Here is a 19,299-nt window from a genome sequence, read left to right on the forward strand (position 1 = left end):
CTATTTTTAAACTGCGTAAAAATCAAGTTGTTTAATTGTGGTTCGATGAAATTGATAATTCATATTAGTTGTTTTGATAGTGTTGTTAATTTGTTTATAACATTTGTTTTTTAACGAGTTTTCGCTTTTTTGACGCGTAGAAAAAAATCATTATTATTCGCTTTTTAATTTTAAGGAGTAATATTGGTTGAAGTTTTTTCTACTGTTAATATTTTTTCTAAGTCCATTTGTAAATGCGAAAACAACTTGGATCCCCATACACTCAGGTAAAGTTTTTACCGTCATTCCTCTGATACCAAAAGGTGTTTTTGAAGCGCCAACAGGTTTAAAAAAACAGCAGTTAAGCAGCGGTATTAAAGTGTCTTGGAATGATGTAGAGCATGCGAGTAAATTTTTAATACAGGCAAAAAATACATCAGGTGATTGGATTGACATAAAAATAGTTGAAGGTACTGAGCTTATATTAGGTAATGAGTTTAAGCAGTATCATCAAGTTCGCATCTCAGCTTGCAACTATATTTCCTGTAAAAATACAGGCCTTGCCAGCTCAAGCTTAACGTTTAAAAAATCAATTATATTTGTTCATCCAGATATATTAGGCAGTCCAGTTGCGGAGAGTACGCTGTGAAGCAATTTATAAATTATAGTTTAGTTGTGGGCTCTATTGTTACAGCAACAACGTTAAGTGCACTTACAACTGAAGATCTTTTTGAAGTACAGGGGGTTAGACTTAGCCAATTCTCCAGTGCTATGACGGGTAATGATTTAAGCAATGTTTTAAAGGTAGAGCAATTAAATCACGATATGTTCACAGATAAAATTGACACGGGTGCAGGTACAGTGTCATTTATCAATACGGATATTAGCTTGCCCGGCAACTTTGATTTACCTGTAGATTATCGATATAGATATGATACCAATTATCCCTACCACCGAAGCTGGTACCGAGATGTAGCTAGAATATCTTTCACTTACATGTCCAGTAAGGACTTTACGACCATGCCAATATCATGGCAAAACGGAAAGTATTGTTCACAAGATATTGTAAAGAACAGAACAGAAACTAAAGAGCGAATTGTTCACTCAATGACAGGGGCGTTTGAACTCTATGTTCCAGGTCGCACACAGTCTAGGTTAATAGCGAATAAAGGCGGCTGGGCAGAAGCAAAATCTTCTTATCGCTATTTTACCAATGATAATTGGTTAGTCTCTTGTTACACAGAAAGTGGCAAAGAAGGGTTTATTGCGCATGCACCTAATGGCGATAAATACTATTTTAATCAGGTGGAACATACGACGACCTTAAATGAGTGGGGAACTGCCATTTATAATATAGATGACTACCCGGCATATTTAAATCGAGTTGAGCTTAGGTTATCGAAAATAGTCGATAAGTTTGGCAACTGGGTGAAATATGAAAAAGGTAAAACCATTGCCAGTGATGGGCGTGTGCTGGAAGTAAAGTCCGGTTTGGGGGGGCATCAGCGCAGTGGTTACAGTGGTGCTTTCACCATTGAAGGGTATAATCAAAAGAATCCGAGCGACAAGCGTAAGTGGACAATTGTTCGCTATAAGCAAAAGAACTGGAATAGCCCGTTAAGTATTGAGCTGATACGCCCAAGTGGCCGATCATGGCATTATACAACAGATTATATAGATGCGGAGGCTGCTGATTTAATCATTGCAGGTGGAACGCCTGTTTCACCAATCGGGTGTTACCACGCTACTCATGAAACTGTAATGACAGTGCAGCATCCGAATAAATCGTCTGCTAAATTTATTATGAGCGAACGAGGTGACTCTATATTTAATGCACCTGGTAATATCGAAGGTAGCACCCCGCGTTGTATCTCTCGGCTGAGTATTAAAAGTAAAGAAGTGAAGATTATCAATGCTAACTTAAATGGAGGTATTGAAAATTATGTATGGAACTACACCTATTCCGAAGCTTCTGGCTTAAATTCAAGAGACGGTTCGAATATTTTTGAGGGATCAGCGCCTAGTAATATTGATAAACTCTACTTTAAGTGGACTAGAGTGGATGGACCTGAAGACTACTATAAGAAGTACTTTATAAACCGAGATAACAAAAGTCCCTTTCAAAATAGAACATTCGCCATTGAGACGCGTAAAAAGTCCAATAATCGCTTGTTGAGTACCAAAAAATTTGATTATTGGAGCTCAGATCAACTAGGCTCAATCAACTACGATCGCAATGCAAATTTTGAGCAAACAACTCGAATGGCACATATCAAAGAAGAGGTAACTGAAACTAACTCTGATATCTATAAAATACAATACTCAGATTTTGATAGCTTTGGTACATCAAAAAAGCAAGAGTATTTATTGAATAATAAAAAGACCCACTATGTTAAACGATTGTATAATCATGATATTGCAAAATGGCATTTGAAGCAGCATAAAAGCTATGAAGTGTCTGAAGACGGATATAATTATCATAACCTAAGTTATATTGAATTTAGGCGCTTTTCATCAGACGGTGGGAGGTGGTCAAACATGCTATTGCCTGCGTACGAAAATAAATATCGCCGCGTGGTCAAACGGTTTAACAGTTATAACGATGAAGGCAATTTAACGCAAGTTACCCATTCATCAAACTCTTATACTGGACGTCAATATATTGAAAAGCTAAGTGATTATAAATCGGGTATCGCTCAAAAAGTTAGTCGCTATGCGCCATACAGTACTTCTTTGGTTGATGAGCATTACACTGCTGATGTAATGGGAAATATAACGTCAGCGACGGACTTTAACGGCAATACTAGTAAATATTACTATGATGGTGAAAATAGGGTAGTAGGTATTGAGTTTCCAGTAGACCAAATAAATGGCAGTTGGCAAGATATGAGTATTGCGTGGAACAATAACTCAAACAGCCGTACCATTTATAACTGTGATTTGAATACATACACGAAAAAATGTAATGGTGGTTATAGCTTAAAAGTGCAAGAGCACTATGATACATATGACCGTTTGGTACATACGAAACTAACTGACCCCAGTATGTTAGGTGGCTCCAAAGATATTTATCAATCCTATAAATATGATTCAGACAATAGACAGATCTTCTCTTCCCTGCCTAGCTTCTCTAATAATGAGAACGATGGAGATGTATTTAAATACGACCACCTCGGACGCTTATATTTTAGTAAAACACGCCAAGAAGGACTAAGGTTATTTGCTTATGAACAAGGAAATAAAGTTACCGAGAATGGTGGGACGGAGCTTGAGGTTAGTCGCTGGTATAAGCCGTTTGGGAAGCCTTCCTATGACGAGCTTCTAAAAGTTGTTACTAAAGAGTCAACGACAAACATTGACAAGGATGCCGCTGGACGTATTAATTATATTCAAAAGTCTCATGGTAGTAAGTCATTTATAGAACGCAGATTATACAGCAGTTTTGATGGCACTTTGTGTTTAATTCGTCGAGCAGATACTGGCAACGAATTATTAAAATATGATGTGACGGGTAAAAAACTATGGTCTAAAAAAGGTGTTGCTAATACGAGTTGTGTGACAGCTATGCCGTCTGGTGCGACACAGTACAAGTACGATAATGCCGGAAACTTAAAGCTGATCGATTACCCATCGGGAACACATGATGTGCACTTTGAGCGCGATGCTGCAGGCAATACACTATCTATTCGTCAAGGCTCAGTAACACAGCGATATAATTACAATTCAATGCATTTAGCGGAAGATGAGCAACTTTATATCGAGGGTGAAACGCCACTATTTTTAGACTACGAGTATAATAAATCTGGCTATCTAGAGTCATTGGTATACCCAGATGGTTCGGTTGTAAAGTACGCTCTAAGTGGAACAGGCTCGCCAAAGTCAATCAATATATATGACCAACAAGGTAAGCTGGAACAGGCCGTAATTAAGAATATCTACTATCACGCCAATGGTATACCCAGACAATTTGAGTATGCAAACGGGGTTAAGTACGACTTGTCTTTGCACACAGATATTGGTTTACCGAAAGGCTTGAGTTATAAGCAGGGAAGTCGAGCGCTTGTTAGCTATCAATATGGCTACAACGATCAGCATAATATTCAGTCGATTAAAGACTATGTAGATGGTCGTTTTACTATCTCAGGTATGAATTATGACAGCGAAGGCCGCTTGACTTATGCCCGAGGCGGCTCAGCACTAGGTAATATCGACGTAGACTATGACTACTTAGGTAATATTTCTCATTATTCGAGTAGTCGACGAAATCTCAATTACACATATGCATCAAATAATCGCCTATCTAAGGTAACTGGTGTGAGCGGCCGCTATGGCAGTTTTAGGTATGACTCGAGAGGCAACACTCTATATAACGGCGCATATAATATGACCTATGATGCGGCTGGTCGTATGATCACTGCAAACGGCACTAGCTTTGTATATGACGGCCATGGAAAGCGTGTTAAAACCACTGCAAATGGTAAAGAAAGTTTTAGTTTTTACAATGCTCACGGTAGGTTGGTTTTTAGTGAAAAAGGCTCGTTAGATGGTGCTGGGACTAACTATGTTTATTTTGATAATTTACTGGTGGCAAAATATGGCAGCGTAGATCTCACGAAAGTTAAATCTGGAGTGAAGCGTCATATGCCTTTTGGTGAACCCTTGAACTCGCAAGAGGATGAAGTAGGCTACACAGGTCATATGTACGATAAATCTTTGGGGCTCAACTATGCACAAGCTCGCTACTATGATCCCGTGATTGGTCGCTTTTATTCTAATGATCCTGTAGATGCTGCAGGGCATCTTGGTATTGGTAATATTGTACAAGGATTTAATCGTTTTTCTTATGCAAACAACAATCCATATAAATTTACTGATCCAGATGGTGAACTACCACTTTGGGTAGGAGCTGGACTTGGCGCTGCGGCCATTAATTATGGTCAGCAAGTGGCAAAGAACCTCGCAAGCCAAGAGATGTCTTTCTCCGATGCAATTTACGGTGAAGTTAAATTTACGGAAGTTGCAGTAGAAGGTTTAGTAGGGGCGGTCGGCGCTAATGGAGCCAAAATGTTGGCGACGGCGATTTCCGGCGCAAACAGTGTTGGCAAGATTGATTCGGTCGGTGCTAGGATTTCCATGGGGGTGACAGGAGCCGCGCAAACCGGCTACGCAGGTGCAATTAAAGGCGGTCTGACTGAAGAGGATCCGTTAACAACTGCCGTTAAAAATGTTATTGATACCGCTTCACCTGTTCCTGTAGCAGATCAGCTTCATGAGTGGCTCAGAGAGTTATGGTAGTAAATTACTTAAAATCTAATGTCTTGAACCCTATTGTTTTGGGGTCAATGATAAGATATTTCGTGGTGAAACTCTGGCTATTTATTTTGCTGCTATCAGCAAGCAGTACTGTTTTTAAAGATGAGCTCTTATTTAAGAAAATATATTTGTCTGTTATTTCAGCTATGATTTTTCTATTTATATTTACTGTGCTTACTTTGATACTTTTTCCACTCGTAAAAAGAAAGCAGGGCTTGGAGGAACTAGCGAAGTTAAGCAGTAAACAAAGAGGAGAAGAGCTTGGCAAGTTATTAACTTGGTGGGCTTAATTTAAAGTTAGGATTTTCCTAACAAATTATATATCAATGGGTTATTGGCATTTACTTATGGTGAGAGTAACCGCCGTTTGGCAATAACCTTAATAAACAGACTCAAAGCTATAATCAAAAACGCTAAGGCCATGATGATATCATGGCCTTTTTTGATGCTTTAGCTAAGCAAATCTTTTAGGCAGCGGTTAACTAGCTGGTCGGCTTGTCGTGTGGTTTCCGGGAGGCGATATTTGGGAGTGAGTTTATTTATCCATTCTATCGCTGTATCTATGCTTACCCTGTGACCAATTGAAACAAATACAGGCTTAACACCGTCTTGTGTTCTCAACACTTTTCCAATACATGTTTGAGCATCTATTAGATCCGCGCAGCTGCCTTTTTGGCTATCTGGCATCTGATATTCACCTACTAATTTGGTTTTACCACACCCTATGGTTGGTATATCAAGTAGAACGCCTAAATGGCTCGCCATACCAAAGCGCTTTGGGTGTGCTATGCCGTGACCATCGCAGACAATTAAATCGGGCGATACAGAAAGCCTGTTGATAGCACTGAGAAGTGGTGGTATTTCTCGAAAAGAAAAAAGCCCTGGAATATAAGGAAAACTTATCGACTCTACAACACTACAGGATTCAATCACTTTAAGCGTTTTTGCATCTAAGAGTACAGCGGCACCGACAACTTGGTTACTGTCTTCATCATAAGCAACATCGACACCAGCAATTGTGTCTATATGCGCCAATTTATCAGAGGTAATGACTTTGTCGGCGAAGGATGTCTGGATCTCTATTGCTTGTTCTTCGGTTTGTGGTGCATCGTATTGGATCATGCTGACTACTAATAATGGACAAGAGTGACCAATAGAATAGAGATTAAAAATCTAAATTCAATGGTATTGTGCTTCAAAAGGGCACGTTTGAGAGTGTAAGTACCTTTACATATTGCGTAAAAGTGTAAAGGCACTAGCAATTTCAATAGTTGATTGAGGTTCTAAAGTCATACCTAAAACCAACAGACAGCGAGTCAAAATCTTGGTTGTTGGTGTAAGATTTAGTTAGGTATTCAAAGTGTACGCGCAGTGGTGGGGTGGGTAGCCACTCCAAAGTTACGTTGTACCCGTCATAGCTTTGATTGCTTGGATCGCTATTATTATAACCATCGTCAAAATCAAAGTAGCCAGTTTTAAGCTTGTAGTACTTATTCAATTTGTAGGCAAATGACAAATCTAGCGTTGAGCCATCTCTATCTTCAACATTTTCTCTTTCATAGGTTTTATCTTGATAAGACACTGCGGCATAAAACCTATCGGTAAACTCATATGCCAAAGACCCCGCCCACAGAGAATTTTCGCCGAGTCGTACTTGTTGGTCGTATACATCATTCATTTGATAGGTAATCGCAGCGTGTAAACCGTCTTTGTTATAACTGACACCCGCATTAAATAAGTCATTGTTATTGTCATTGTTATCGCCATCAAATTGGCCGACAGCAACAAAAGTAATAGGACCTGTATCAAGGCGATAACTAATTAGATTATCGACAAAAAAGAGGCTTTCAACATCGTACGCAAAGGGGCTATTTGCATGATTAAATATGTCGACGTACTCGGCAATAAACAGGTATTGCGCAGGGCGTTGCTTACCGATGCCAAAGCGTCCTACAGGCGTAACAAGGGCCGTGTAAGCACGGCGTGAACGGCCAAACTCTCCGGTATTTTGAACATCAATACTCCATTCGCCATGCAGTTCTGCGGCCCAGTCATCATTAAACCTATGGGTGGCCTTAACGCCAGCATGAGACAGGGCATCACGTACATCGTATTGCTCTTCACCTCTATCTTCAATTCGGCCAAACGTTGGGCGCATGGTTGCATATACATCAAGGGTGTGAGTTTTGGCCTCTTTGTTAACCTTTGGCGCAGGTGTCTCAGTCTTCGCCACATCTTTAGGTTGGGGATTTTGGTTTATAAATCGTCGTTTCAGCTCAGCCAGCTGGGCTTCTAGCGCTTTAATGTCTTCCATTGTGACAGGTCGGTTATCATTTGCAAAAACCGGGTAAGCAAATGAAGAGCAAAGGAGTATAAGAACAAAAGGAGAGCCGCTCGCTGTTTTCATAGTGTTTAAACCAATTAGTTGCGATAAAGCGAATTATAGACAACACTTTTCGATGATGACTGATTTTTTTTGGCGAACAACTATGAAGATTAGAACCAAGTTTTCAGTCGCTTCTGCGCTGGTGGTGTTTATTATTATCCTAGTGTTCAGTGGCTCCACATACTGGTTTATCAACAATTCAATGAAGCAAAAAACAGCAGCTTATGTAGCGGATACGACGCAACTGCTCGCAATAAGTATTAATAACTGGCTGTCTCAAAAGGCTGCGCAAGTACATTTAGTTAAAACGCAATTAGACGTTGATTTTAGCGTAGAAAATTTTCAAAAGGCATTGAACACTCCCTATTTTAGTAGCTCATTTTTATTGGCATTTGGTACGGTTGAAACAGAAACTGGACTCAGATCAAATAATCCAAATCGTCAAAATCCACCTGGTGTCGACTTTAGGCAGCGCGCTTGGTACACGCTGGCTAAACAGCAAGGTAAAACAGTGTTTACTAGCCCTTATGTTGATGCCGCGACGGGCGAATTGCTACTTTCAGTGGTGTCACCGGTTAACTATCAAGGGCAATTTAAAGGGGTAATTGGCGGTGATTTAAGTTTGACGGCGATTGCCAACAGTATCAATGCAGTCGATTTTGACAATACTGGTTTCGCATTTTTAGTTGATAAAGAAGGCGAGATTATTTCGCATCAACAAACAGAACTGAATGGTAAAACATTGCGGGATATCTCCCCAAACTTGTCTCTGTCCAAAATGCAATCAGTGCTTGAGGTAGAGGTTCGCGGGAAAGAGCATATTGTGTATTACTACCCTTTGGATGATCAATATGGAAACGTGTGGTATCTGGCGGTGATGCTTGATAAAGATAAAGTTTATCAAGTGTTAAACCAAATGACGGTCAATACATTTATTATTGCGGTCATTGCCATTGTGCTAGGTTCTTTAACGATTAGAACATTGGCTATTCATTTGTTGAAACCATTAAAAGAGCTTGAGGCTGCGATAACAAATATAGCTTCAGGCAGTGGCGACCTTACGCAGCGTTTGACGATAAAAAATGACGATGAGTGCGGCAAGGTGGCACAGCAATTTAATATATTCTTAGGCTCATTACATCAACTTGTATCGCAAGTGAAACATGGTACGGACATTGTGGTATCAAGTAGTGACGCGGCTAGAGAGTTGGCGACACAGTCTAGTTCTCGTTTGCAGGAGCAAGTTGGTTTAGTGGAAAGTTTGGCAACCGCCATGCATGAAATGAGTACGACTTCTAGCGAGATCGCAGGCAGTGCGCAAAATGCAGCCAGTTCTATTACAACAGTAAATGACAAAACGCGCGATGGGCAGCAGGTTTTCTTAGAAACGAAAAAGGAAATATCGGCACTGTCTGAAGAGATTAATGAATCTCACGCTATGAGTACGCAGCTAGCCGAATATAGCCATAGCATCGAGAACATCCTATCGGTGATCAATGGGATTGCAGAGCAGACCAATTTACTTGCATTAAATGCAGCAATTGAGGCCGCGAGAGCGGGTGAGCAGGGGCGTGGATTTGCTGTGGTAGCAGATGAGGTTAGGTCTTTGGCGACAAAAACCCAAGAGTCCACAACCGAAATCAAAAGTATGATTGAGCAAATTCAGGTATCTTCAAACCAAGTGCAAAACGCGATGGGAGCAAGTCGGGACAAAACGTTACTATGTGTTGAACAAACAGAGCATGCGACACAAATGCTGAACGAGATTTCCGAATCGGTGAAAGATATCATGGATCGTAATATTCAAATTGCAACGGCCATTGAAGAACAAAGTGTGGTCATTGAAGAGATCAATAAAAATACCGCCAATATTAATGATATCAGTGTAGAAGTAGATAGTTTCTCGAGCCAGCAATATGAAGCGAGCCAAGAGCTTGCGCAACAATCTCACGAACAAGAAGTACTACTTTCAAAGTTCACTCTTTGACATAGCTAGGTGTTTTCAGTCGATTAAAAAGCACGTATCATTTTAGTTTAATGAAAACACCTGTGTTTGAGGAAGAGTTTATGGCCATATGGGTTGATGCAGATGCCTGTCCTGTCGTAATTAGAGAAATTTTGTTTCGTGCCGCTGTACGGACACAGGTTACTGTGACCTTGGTTGCCAATCAGTATTTAAAGACACCCCCTTCTCCGTATATTTGTAAACTGCAAGTGAGTGCGGGTTTTGATGTGGCTGACAATGAAATTGTAAAACGCATGTCTGCGGGTGATTTGGTGATAACCAGTGATATTCCTCTGGCAGCAGAAGTTATTGAAAAAGGTGGACTGGCGCTAAGCACTCGAGGGGAAATGTATACCACAGAAAATATTCGTGCTCGCTTAAATATGCGTGACTTCATGGATACTCTAAGAAGTAGTGGCGTGCAAACTGGGGGACCACCACCATTGAGCCAAAGCGAAAAGCAACAATTTGCAAATTGTCTAGATAGATGGTTGCAGCAGCACAAAACAAATCAAGCTTAACTTCAATGTGCACAGCCTTCTTCGGCAAAATTGGCTGTGCACTTACCTACCTATTGCTAAATATTATTTATTGATTTATCCCTTGCGATTGTATCGAGTTTATGGACATTATTATTCTGTCTGAAACTTGAGATGACGGTGTAAAGCTGTCTAACCGTTAAGGAGTATTCAATTGATAAGAGCGATGACAAAACAAGACTTTAGAGAATTCTGGCCAGTATTTAAAGATGTTATATTACAGCAAGAAACCTATGCCTTTGACCCTAAAATGGATGAAGACCTTGCATATCAGATTTGGTGCGAAGAACCGCTCAAAGCTTTTATCTACGAAGACAATGGACAAGTGATTGGGAGCTACTACCTCAAAGCAAATGCGATGGGTCCGAGTGACCACATCTGTAATTGCGGCTATATGGTCTCGCCGCAGGCGCGTGGGAAGGGAGTGGCAAGAAAGTTATGTGAACATTCACAACAACAGGCACGATTACTGGGGTTTCGAGCCATGCAGTTTAATTCTGTGGTGTCAAGCAATCAAATTGCTGTCGCACTTTGGAAAAAGCTAGGTTACGAGATCATTGGAACTATCCCCAAAGCTTATCGACACCGCCACTTAGGTTTGGTTGACAGTTACATAATGTATAAGTGGCTAGAGTAAAAAATAAAAAGGCGTCAATATGAACAAGGATTTGGCATTTTACTATTTAGCAGATAAACCAGAGTATTTACCGACTGTGGCTGCTTGGTACTATAAAGAATGGTGTGAGCACAGTGGCCGCTATTCCTTATCTGAATTAACTGAAAAGCTAGAAAAGTCTTTAAATAAAAGCGAGTTACCCCTAAGTATCATTGCACTTAAAAATGATGAGCTGGTTGCAGCTGCTGAACTAAAGCTTCGAGAAATGGAAGCGTATCCGCAATACGAACATTGGTTAGGTGGGGTATATGTTGCCCCCGAAGCGAGAGGCAAGCAATTGGCCACTGCATTGGTTAGTTATCTTTTGGATAAAGCTAAAATGGCGAACATCGAGACGCTTTATTTGCAAACCGAGCATTTGCAAGGAGGTTTGTATTGTGAGCTGGGGTTTAAGCCTCTATTTGAGACCGAATCAAAAGGCTATCAGGTATTGGTTATGAGCAAAGAGTTATAAGGGGTGAGATGATCACGGGCATTAATCATATTACGCTGTCAGTGAGCAATTTGATGCGTTCCATAGAGTTTTATCAAAACTTGGGGGCGATTGCACATGTACGTTGGCAAAGTGGCGCATATTTATCTTTTGGGGAATTGTGGCTGTGTCTTAGTATTTGTGAACAGCCCAGTAGTAAATTAAACGCACAAGAAGACTATACACATTTTGCATTGAACATTGAGCCAGAGAATTTCATCGAATATCGGCAAAAGGTTGAACGTCTGGAATTACAACACTGGCAGCAAAATAGAAGTGAAGGTGAGTCTCTTTACATTCTTGACCCTGATGGTCATAAATTGGAAGTGCACGTGGGCTCAATGCAAAGCCGCTTAAACAGTTTAAAAGCTAATCCCTACAACGAGTTGGTATGGTATGAAGAACATTAATTGAACCATGATAAAGCGTTAGCACTGTTTTAAATTTGGCAACGGATTGTTGTTAATGTTATTACATAACAATGGTTTACAGGGTTTTTTCAAATTCTAAAATTGACATTATGACTTGCACTAATTATATTATCAGCTCATTTATAATGCTAAGGTGCTACCTTGAGTGTCAGAATAATTGTCAACGTTATGCTTATGATAGTGATTGCTTTGCAGTCAGTATCTTCGGTTGCTTCGTTGTCAGATCTCCATTTAGTTGACGCACAGCATTTGCAAACCACCCACCTTCATCAGCATGATGAACGTGTAACTACTGTGGTTGAACTAGATGAGCATGGACACGCCATTCAAGATTGCCACCATTGCGGTCACTGTTCAGGAAGTCACACTTCTTGGGTAACCGTTCAACCTTCGACAAATACCATTTTAAAAACTACTTTAAGTACTTTTACAGTCCCTGACGCGCAGATACGTAAAAGAGTCGAGTCAAAATATAAACCTCCCATTTTATCATAAGCTTTTAACTTTTAGCTCGTCTAGCGTTGCCTACAGCATAAATACGGCGAGCGTATAAATTAAACGCTTAGTGAGAGCTATACCCCAAGCCAGATCTGGCAGCAAAGACTAAGTAAAGAAATACGTGAATGTTTATTCACGTGGTTTTGTCATGCCGACAACACTTCCATATGTCAATGGAGGTGGTGTTATTTTGTGCATGACTTTGCCACCCGGGCTCATGAATTATGTAACTTAGCCTGAGGTTGGCAACTGGAGGTTTTATTAATGAATATTAAGACAAAACGATACTTGCAACTCATGCTTTTCCTTTTTGGTATACACAGCCAAAGTATATTAGCCGCGTCGTCGGAGCATGGTCACTCGGCACAAGTGGATAGTCATGGTGATGCTACGAATGATCATCAACATGAAGAAACGCATAAACATGGCACTAGGTTGGAAGATGAAATAAACACTGTTGCTCTAACTAAAGCACAGCGTCTTTTAGCTGGCATTGAAGTAGCTGATATTTACCCAAAAGAGTTTCACCAGAGTTATTACGCACCTGCAGAAGTAAAAGCGAATGGCTATACCAGCTACATAGTGTCTCCAAGAACAGAGTCAGTGGTGGTGAGCCGTCATGTAATATTGGGTGAAAAAGTTAAAAAAGGGCAAAAGTTAGTTACCTTGTTTAGCCATGACATGGCGCAAGCTCAGGCTAACTACTTGCTGGCAAAAAGTGATTGGCAGCGAGTAGAAAAACTGGCGAGTAATGCTATCAGTGAGAGTGAACGAGTTGCCGTGAAAACCAAATACAGCGCGGCGTACGGACAACTTGTTGCATTAGGACTGAGTGACTTGGCAATAAAGTCACTACAATCCTCAGCCAGTGATACGCTGGGACAATACTCGCTTGTTGCGCAACAAGCAGGCATTGTGTTGAAGGATGAGTTTTCTCAGGGACAAAGAATTTCTGCTGGAAGCGCACTGATGTTATTGGCGGATGAAAGCACACTTTGGGTTGAGGCCAAGTTGTCTGTTGAAGCGGAACTTGAACCAAAAACTATAGCGACTGCTTTAGTTTCTTTCAAAAACTACGAATACGTTGCCAAAGTGATCCAGCAAACACACACCATAGATACCAAAACACGGACTAAAATCATTCGGCTTTCAGTCGAAAATAAAGACGATGTATTGCATGCAGGCATGTTTGTCGATGTGAACTTTCTTGTTCCCTCTGCGCAAAAAGCAATGTTAGTGCCTGAATCGGCTGTAATGCGCAATGAAGAGCAAAATTGGGTTGTTTTTGTTGAACAGCCCGACGCGTCGTTTTTACCAACCGAAATACGTTTAGGTTCTCAAATTAATGAAGAGCGTATTGTGTTTGGCTTGCCAAGTGGTAGCCGTATTGCAGTTAAGGGCGCATTTTTTATTGCTTCAGAGCTCGCTAAAAGTGGCTTTGATCCGCATAACCATTGAGGGTAAAGATGATGCTAAATAATACTATTTTATGGGCGGTCAATAATCGATATCTAGTCCTTATTGCGGTTATCATACTCATGGTTGCGAGTATTTTTTCAGTTCAGAAAATAAACTTAGATGCCTTTCCTGACGTAACTAGCACACAGGTTGTTGTCAATACAGAAGCCCCAGGGCTTGCCGCGCAAGAAGTTGAGCAATTGATCACCTTTCCGATAGAGGCCGTGATGTATGCATTGCCAGATGTAGAAGAGGTGAGATCTATCTCTAAAACAGGGCTGTCTGGGGTTACTGTTGTGTTCAATGAAGGCGTGGATATTTATTTCGCCAGACAATTAGTATTTGAACGTCTGCAAGATGCCAAAGAATTGATCCCTACAGGGGCTGGCACACCAAAGATGGGGCCAAATACTTCTGGTTTAGGACAAGTATTTCAGTATCTCCTAGTTTCAGAAGAGGGGGCTGGCTTTGACAAAATGGCATTGAGAAGTCTCAATGATTGGCTTGTAAAATTGTTACTGATGCCAGTTGATGGTGTAACGGATGTACTGTCATTTGGTGGTGAAGTTCGACAGTATCAAGTCAATTTAAATCCCAAAAAGTTATTGGCATATCAGTTGAGTCAGTCAGATGTAAACACTGCGTTGGATGAAAACAATGTGAATGCGGGTGGCTGGTATATAAACCGAGGGCAGGAGCAGTTAGTGATCAGGGGCGCAGGTTGGTATGCCAGTGGAGAGCAAGGTATTGCACAGATTGAGCAGGTACCCGTTAAGGTAGTCGATGGTACAGTGATTACAATTGCCGATGTAGCAAGTGTTGGGTTTGGTACAGAGATACGTCAAGGTGCTGTTACCATGACACGCCGTGATAGCTCTGGAGATATGCGTGCTATGGGGGAAGTGGTCTCTGGCATCGTACTTAAACGAAGTGGTGCAAACAGCAAAGATACGATAGACGCGATCCACCAAAGGCTTGATTACATACAGCAAGCGCTGCCCAAGGGGGTAAAACTAATTCCTTTTTACGATCAAGCTGATTTAGTAGAGCAAGCCGTAACAACTGTCGTCAAAGCACTTGGGTTAGCGTTTGTTTTCATCACATTTATATTGTCGCTATTTTTATTGAATATAAGAGCAACACTATTGGTTCTTATCTCTATCCCATTGTCTATTGGGTTGGCGATGATGACCATGACTTGGATGGGAGTGTCAGCCAATTTAATGTCACTGGGCGGCGTTGCCATTGCAATCGGTATGTTGGTAGATGGATCTGTTGTCATGATCGAAAATATTGTGCGAAAGCTTAATATACGAGCAGGCAAAGCGAAGGAAAACCAAGAGAGTATAACTACCTTGGTAAGTAATGCTGCTCAGGAAGTTGCACGTTCGATCTTTTTTGCGTCTTTGGTCATTTTAATTGTGTTTTTGCCTCTATTTAGTTTCGAAGGAGTTGAAGCTAAAATGTTTGAACCTATGGCCACGAGCATTATGCTCGCGATTGTTTTTGCGATCATAGTGGCTTTAATGATTGTTCCTGCATTGGCTTGCATTGCTTATCGGCTAAATTTTAAGCCCCGAACTCATCAATTATTTACACGTTTAGAGACAGTTTATCGAGCAAGTTTGTTAGGAGTTATGTCTAGCAAGCGAGTATTGTTAGCGGCCTTGGTTGTTTTAATCGGCCTCAGTGCTTTTCTAGCATCAAAGATAGGTACTGAGTTTATGCCGGAACTAGAAGAAGGGACCATAAATTTACGTGTGACGCTGGCCTCATCTGCTAGTTTAGATACTGCGCTGAGCGTGGCGCCCAAAATAGAAGAAAGGTTATTGGCATTTCCTGAAGTCACTTACGCGCTGAGCAGGATAGGGCGTGCGGAAATTGGTGGGGATCCGGAGCCAGTTAATAATATAGAAATTTATATTGGGTTAAAGCCAATTGAGCAGTGGCAAAGTGCTCATAGTCGCACAGAATTACAGGCTCTGATGAAAGAGAAGCTCGAAGTGTTCCCTGGGGTATTACTTAATTTCTCACAACCAATTGCAACGCGCGTTGATGAATTACTTTCTGGTGTTAAAGCACAGCTGGCAATTAAGCTATTTGGCCCTGACCTTGAGGTTTTGGCTGCAAAAGGAGCTGAACTCGAACGAGCAATCAGTCAAGTGGAGGGGACTACTGATGTGGCCATGGAACAAATTACCGGTGAAGCGCAGTTATTGATAACCCCTAAAAGGCAGGCTTTATCAAGATATGGTCTGTCAGTTTCAGATGTGATGTCAATTATCAATGATGGTGTTGGAGGGAAGAGGGGCGGCCAGATCGTCAATGGTAACGAGCGTTACGATATTTATATACGGTTGGAATCACAATTTCGTAAAAATGCACAGGCCATTGCCGAGATGACCTTACTGTCTCCGCAGGGAGAATGGATCAGGTTGGGTGATGTAGCAAATATTGAGCTGAGTTCTGGCGCAGTACAAATTAGACGTGATGATGTGCAACGGCGTGTAGTCATACAAGCGAATGTGCAAGGGCAGGATATGGGGAGTGTTGTGGCCAATGTTCGACAGCAAATTGCATCAAAAGTCGATCTGCCTGCAGGGTATACCGTGTCGATAGGAGGACAATTTGAAAGTCAACAACGTGCGCAGCACCGTTTGCAAGTGATAGTTCCCTTGTCGATATTGCTTATTGCATTGATGTTGTTCCTAGCATTTAATTCTGTGAGGCAAGTTGTCCTTATCTTAATTAATATTCCACTAGCGATTGCCGGGGGAATTATTGCGCTCTATTTTTCTGGTTTATATTTATCAGTTGCCAGCTCTGTTGGCTTTATTACGTTATTTGGGGTTGCGATTTTAAATGGCGTGGTGATGATCGAAAGCATCAATGCGAGGTGCAATAGTCAGAAGCAGCTGTTGGCTGTTTTAGATGGAGCAACATCTAGATTACGACCGGTACTTATGACTGCAACGACATCTGCATTGGGTTTGATACCTATGATATTGTCGCAAGGTGTTGGAGCGGAGCTGCAAAAACCCATTGCGATAGTAGTGGTTGGCGGTTTAGTTAGCTCGACATTGTTGACTTTATTTGTGCTGCCAAGCTTTTATCCTGTATTTACACCGAAAAGAGGGTGTGATAAATCTGAATTGAATTAGCATGCAATCATATATTAGGCTCTTTCAAGGGCCTAATATTTGGAGTGTATTAAAATGGTACGGCAATTTGCGAGTTTTAACGAGTTTTATCAATTCTACCTGACGGAGCATAGCAATAAAAACTGTCGACGAATGCACTTTATCGGCTCAGCTCTAGTGCTTGTTACACTCTTTGTGAGCATCATCTTGCAGCTATGGGCGTTGCTGATACTTCTCCCTCTTTTTGGTTATGGCTTTGCGTGGTTTGGGCACTTTTTTTTCGAAGGTAATAGGCCCGCAACTTTTACTTACCCATTTTATAGCTTGTTAGCTGATTGGGTGATGTTTAAAGATATCATCACCCGAAAAGTAACTATTTAGTTATTGTATTTGGCTCTGTCTTTACTGGCTGGTTAAGAAGATAGACTGCACATAGTGCGAAGGCCCCACCAAGAAACATTGTTAAACTGAGTGACTCGTTAAAATACCAAATGGACATACCCATAGCTGTTACTGGTACGATAAAAATAAATGAACTTGATCGGCTTGGGCCAAGTTGCTGTGTTGCCAAAAAGAAAATGCTGGTGGCAATACTGACAACAATAATCGACAGGTAAAACATATGATACCAATAGGTGGCAGAGTAACTCGTGATATTTTGTATCGGTGACAGATCATAAGCAAAAATATAACTTAACAGAGTTGCCCAAAAATACATTAACGTGCTGAAGGTAAGAAAATCGCAAAATTTTGTACCTTGCTTGCTGATAAGCGTTAAGAAGGCCCAAGTTAATGATGCAAGTAAAAAGTAAGCATTACCGGATGCCAGTATTTGTGCGGTATCGAAGTGCCACACTTCAATCATGAATAAGCCACCAACTAAGCCTAACATACATCCCAACACCTGCTTAGTAGATAAAGCAATACGTAAAATCATAGTGCTAAGAATAATCGTAAATATTGGATTGGTAGTTGTAACTAGCATGCCGCCTTTACCAGGTAATCCGTCGAGCAAGCCGAGGAAGAAAAACTGGTTATACATCGCCATTAGGGTGCCTGCTGGTAATGACCACAAGATGGCTTTTTTAGAGCAAAATAATTTTTGTAACTTGGCTTTTCTTACAAACAAAAGAATGGGCAGCATACTGAGTGTGGCAAGTGCAATACGATAAAAAACAGTGACTTTTGCAGGAGCCATATCTGCAATAATTTTGCCCGATATCCAGCTCGAACCCCATATCAGCATCGCTGTTATCAGGGCAAATATGACGCTCGTGTCCTTTGATGAAGTGTCTAATACGGTTGTGGACATTATTTTCCTCGCAAATCGAAAGATCAGGCTTAAATGTTCGCGGTTGATTTAAGGTTGATAGGATTGATGTGGCGCTAGAGTAACACTGCTTTTCTAAAAAACTTACATTAATCGACGAAATTGTATACTTTATTTAATTAATGTATTTAACAATAGCATTGGTAGTATATGCTAGCTACGCATGATTATTTAATTAAGTACGATATGGAAACTTGCCATTAAAGTAATTTAGAACTAAATATCGGATTGCTAGGTACATTGTATAAAACGTACTTCTATAAACTGAAAATGATATCCGTTAAAACTATAAAAACACTTGTTACACGCATGCTGTAATGCCCCGTAATTGCATTTAATCCTAATATCCCTATAGTTGCACATAGATTATCCAGTTTGAGGGAAACGCTATGTCTGCTAAGGTAACCGTTACATTTATTAATAAAACAGATACACCAATGTTTGCGTTCTTATGCCAAGAAAACCAGATACTTGCATTGACCCTTACGCAGATTTTTCCGGGCTCTGCATATAGATTATCTGAAGAAGTTGATTGTTTCGATGACCTACGAGTTGGATTTGGAAATTCTTGGTCAGAAGCTGAACTTGAAATGCAATTAAATGTTAAAAGAGGCATAACCGACTTTAATGTTACCCTAGACCGTGAAGGAGCAATGGAAATAGTTACAAACGGTGATCTGAAATTAAAGCGTAAACATTATTTCTATGATGTGGCAATTGGCCATTAGTCAGTTTTGATATCAAAAGCTTTTTTAAACCATTACTTAGTAGAGCGTAGATTAAAGTAGTAACTCTTTATCTGCGTTCAAAGAACCTACTGCATAACATCAATATCTCTTTAACCTTTCCACTTTCTTTTTGATATTTATCTATTAAATTACATTTTTTATAAAAAACACTTGATCCAAATTTGGATCTCCCTATAATGCGCATCCACTGACACGGCGGGCTGCGAGAGAAAACGCAAACCAAGGTGAAGGTCAAAGTTAAACGGAAAGCTTAATTAAGAAAAATTAAATTTTCTAGTTGACTTTAAAAGTGAAGCAGTTAATATGGCGCTCCACTTCGCAGC

15 protein-coding genes are annotated in these 19,299 nt (G+C 40.6%); 12 read left to right on the forward strand and 3 right to left on the reverse strand.

Annotated features, from left to right (window positions below):
• Nucleotides 1–187 precede the first annotated feature (187 nt).
• Nucleotides 188–628 carry a hypothetical protein gene (locus tag MHN81_RS11960; RefSeq protein ID WP_239425811.1) on the forward strand — a complete coding sequence of 147 codons (441 nt, stop codon included), beginning with the start codon at nt 188–190 and terminating at the stop codon, nt 626–628.
• Nucleotides 625–5,274 carry an RHS repeat-associated core domain-containing protein gene (locus MHN81_RS28245; protein WP_239425812.1) on the forward strand — a complete coding sequence of 1,550 codons (4,650 nt, stop codon included), beginning with the start codon at nt 625–627 and terminating at the stop codon, nt 5,272–5,274. The genes MHN81_RS11960 and MHN81_RS28245 overlap by 4 nt, the downstream gene beginning before the upstream one ends.
• Before the next feature lie 468 nt (nt 5,275–5,742).
• Here MHN81_RS28245 and nfi read toward each other — a convergent pair whose 3' ends face one another.
• The gene (nfi, locus tag MHN81_RS11970) at nt 5,743–6,414 is read right to left on the reverse strand and encodes a deoxyribonuclease V (protein WP_023401344.1); all 672 of its coding nucleotides are present in this window, start codon (nt 6,412–6,414) and stop codon (nt 5,743–5,745) included.
• A 142-nt stretch (nt 6,415–6,556) separates the two neighbouring features.
• Complete coding sequence (locus MHN81_RS11975; RefSeq protein ID WP_239425813.1) at nt 6,557–7,699, reverse strand: porin; 1,143 nt, start codon at nt 7,697–7,699, stop codon at nt 6,557–6,559.
• A gap of 82 nt (nt 7,700–7,781) precedes the next feature.
• On the opposite strand from MHN81_RS11975, the gene MHN81_RS11980 reads away from it, so the two are divergent.
• The 9 genes from MHN81_RS11980 to MHN81_RS12020 all read left to right on the forward strand — a co-directional run bounded on the left by MHN81_RS11980 (nt 7,782) and on the right by MHN81_RS12020 (nt 17,278).
• The gene (locus tag MHN81_RS11980; protein WP_239425814.1) at nt 7,782–9,665 is read left to right on the forward strand and encodes a methyl-accepting chemotaxis protein; all 1,884 of its coding nucleotides are present in this window, start codon (nt 7,782–7,784) and stop codon (nt 9,663–9,665) included.
• An 80-nt stretch (nt 9,666–9,745) separates the two neighbouring features.
• Nucleotides 9,746–10,204: a YaiI/YqxD family protein gene (locus MHN81_RS11985; RefSeq protein ID WP_023401347.1), complete on the forward strand. Its 459-nt coding sequence runs from the start codon at nt 9,746–9,748 to the stop codon at nt 10,202–10,204.
• 172 nt (nt 10,205–10,376) lie between these two features.
• Nucleotides 10,377–10,859, forward strand: a complete 483-nt coding sequence (locus MHN81_RS11990) for a GNAT family N-acetyltransferase (RefSeq protein WP_023401348.1) — start codon at nt 10,377–10,379, stop codon at nt 10,857–10,859.
• A 19-nt stretch (nt 10,860–10,878) separates the two neighbouring features.
• Nucleotides 10,879–11,352, forward strand: a complete 474-nt coding sequence (locus MHN81_RS11995) for a GNAT family N-acetyltransferase (RefSeq protein ID WP_023401349.1) — start codon at nt 10,879–10,881, stop codon at nt 11,350–11,352.
• Nucleotides 11,353–11,360: 8 nt separating this feature from the next.
• Nucleotides 11,361–11,780, forward strand: a complete 420-nt coding sequence (locus MHN81_RS12000) for a fosfomycin resistance glutathione transferase (protein WP_023401350.1) — start codon at nt 11,361–11,363, stop codon at nt 11,778–11,780.
• Between the two features lie 162 nt (nt 11,781–11,942).
• Nucleotides 11,943–12,296: a hypothetical protein gene (locus MHN81_RS12005; protein WP_023401351.1), complete on the forward strand. Its 354-nt coding sequence runs from the start codon at nt 11,943–11,945 to the stop codon at nt 12,294–12,296.
• Nucleotides 12,297–12,563: 267 nt separating this feature from the next.
• On the forward strand, nt 12,564–13,757 hold the full coding sequence (locus MHN81_RS12010) for an efflux RND transporter periplasmic adaptor subunit (RefSeq protein ID WP_239425815.1): 1,194 nt from the start codon (nt 12,564–12,566) through the stop codon (nt 13,755–13,757).
• Nucleotides 13,758–13,768: 11 nt separating this feature from the next.
• Complete coding sequence (locus tag MHN81_RS12015) at nt 13,769–16,918, forward strand: CusA/CzcA family heavy metal efflux RND transporter (protein WP_239425816.1); 3,150 nt, start codon at nt 13,769–13,771, stop codon at nt 16,916–16,918.
• Between the two features lie 54 nt (nt 16,919–16,972).
• Entirely contained in the window at nt 16,973–17,278 is a 306-nt protein-coding gene (locus tag MHN81_RS12020; protein ID WP_023401354.1) for a DUF962 domain-containing protein, read from the forward strand.
• Here the strand turns inward: MHN81_RS12020 and MHN81_RS12025 are convergent.
• On the reverse strand, nt 17,271–18,209 hold the full coding sequence (locus MHN81_RS12025; protein WP_023401355.1) for a DMT family transporter: 939 nt from the start codon (nt 18,207–18,209) through the stop codon (nt 17,271–17,273). The two genes, MHN81_RS12020 and MHN81_RS12025, sit on opposite strands and share 8 nt — an antisense overlap.
• 407 nt (nt 18,210–18,616) lie before the next feature.
• On the opposite strand from MHN81_RS12025, the gene MHN81_RS12030 reads away from it, so the two are divergent.
• The gene (locus MHN81_RS12030) at nt 18,617–18,955 is read left to right on the forward strand and encodes a hypothetical protein (RefSeq protein ID WP_023401356.1); all 339 of its coding nucleotides are present in this window, start codon (nt 18,617–18,619) and stop codon (nt 18,953–18,955) included.
• The last annotated feature ends 344 nt before the right edge of the window (nt 18,956–19,299 follow it).

This window comes from Pseudoalteromonas sp. Of7M-16, from assembly GCF_022347805.1.
GTDB lineage: Bacteria > Pseudomonadota > Gammaproteobacteria > Enterobacterales > Alteromonadaceae > Pseudoalteromonas > Pseudoalteromonas luteoviolacea_F.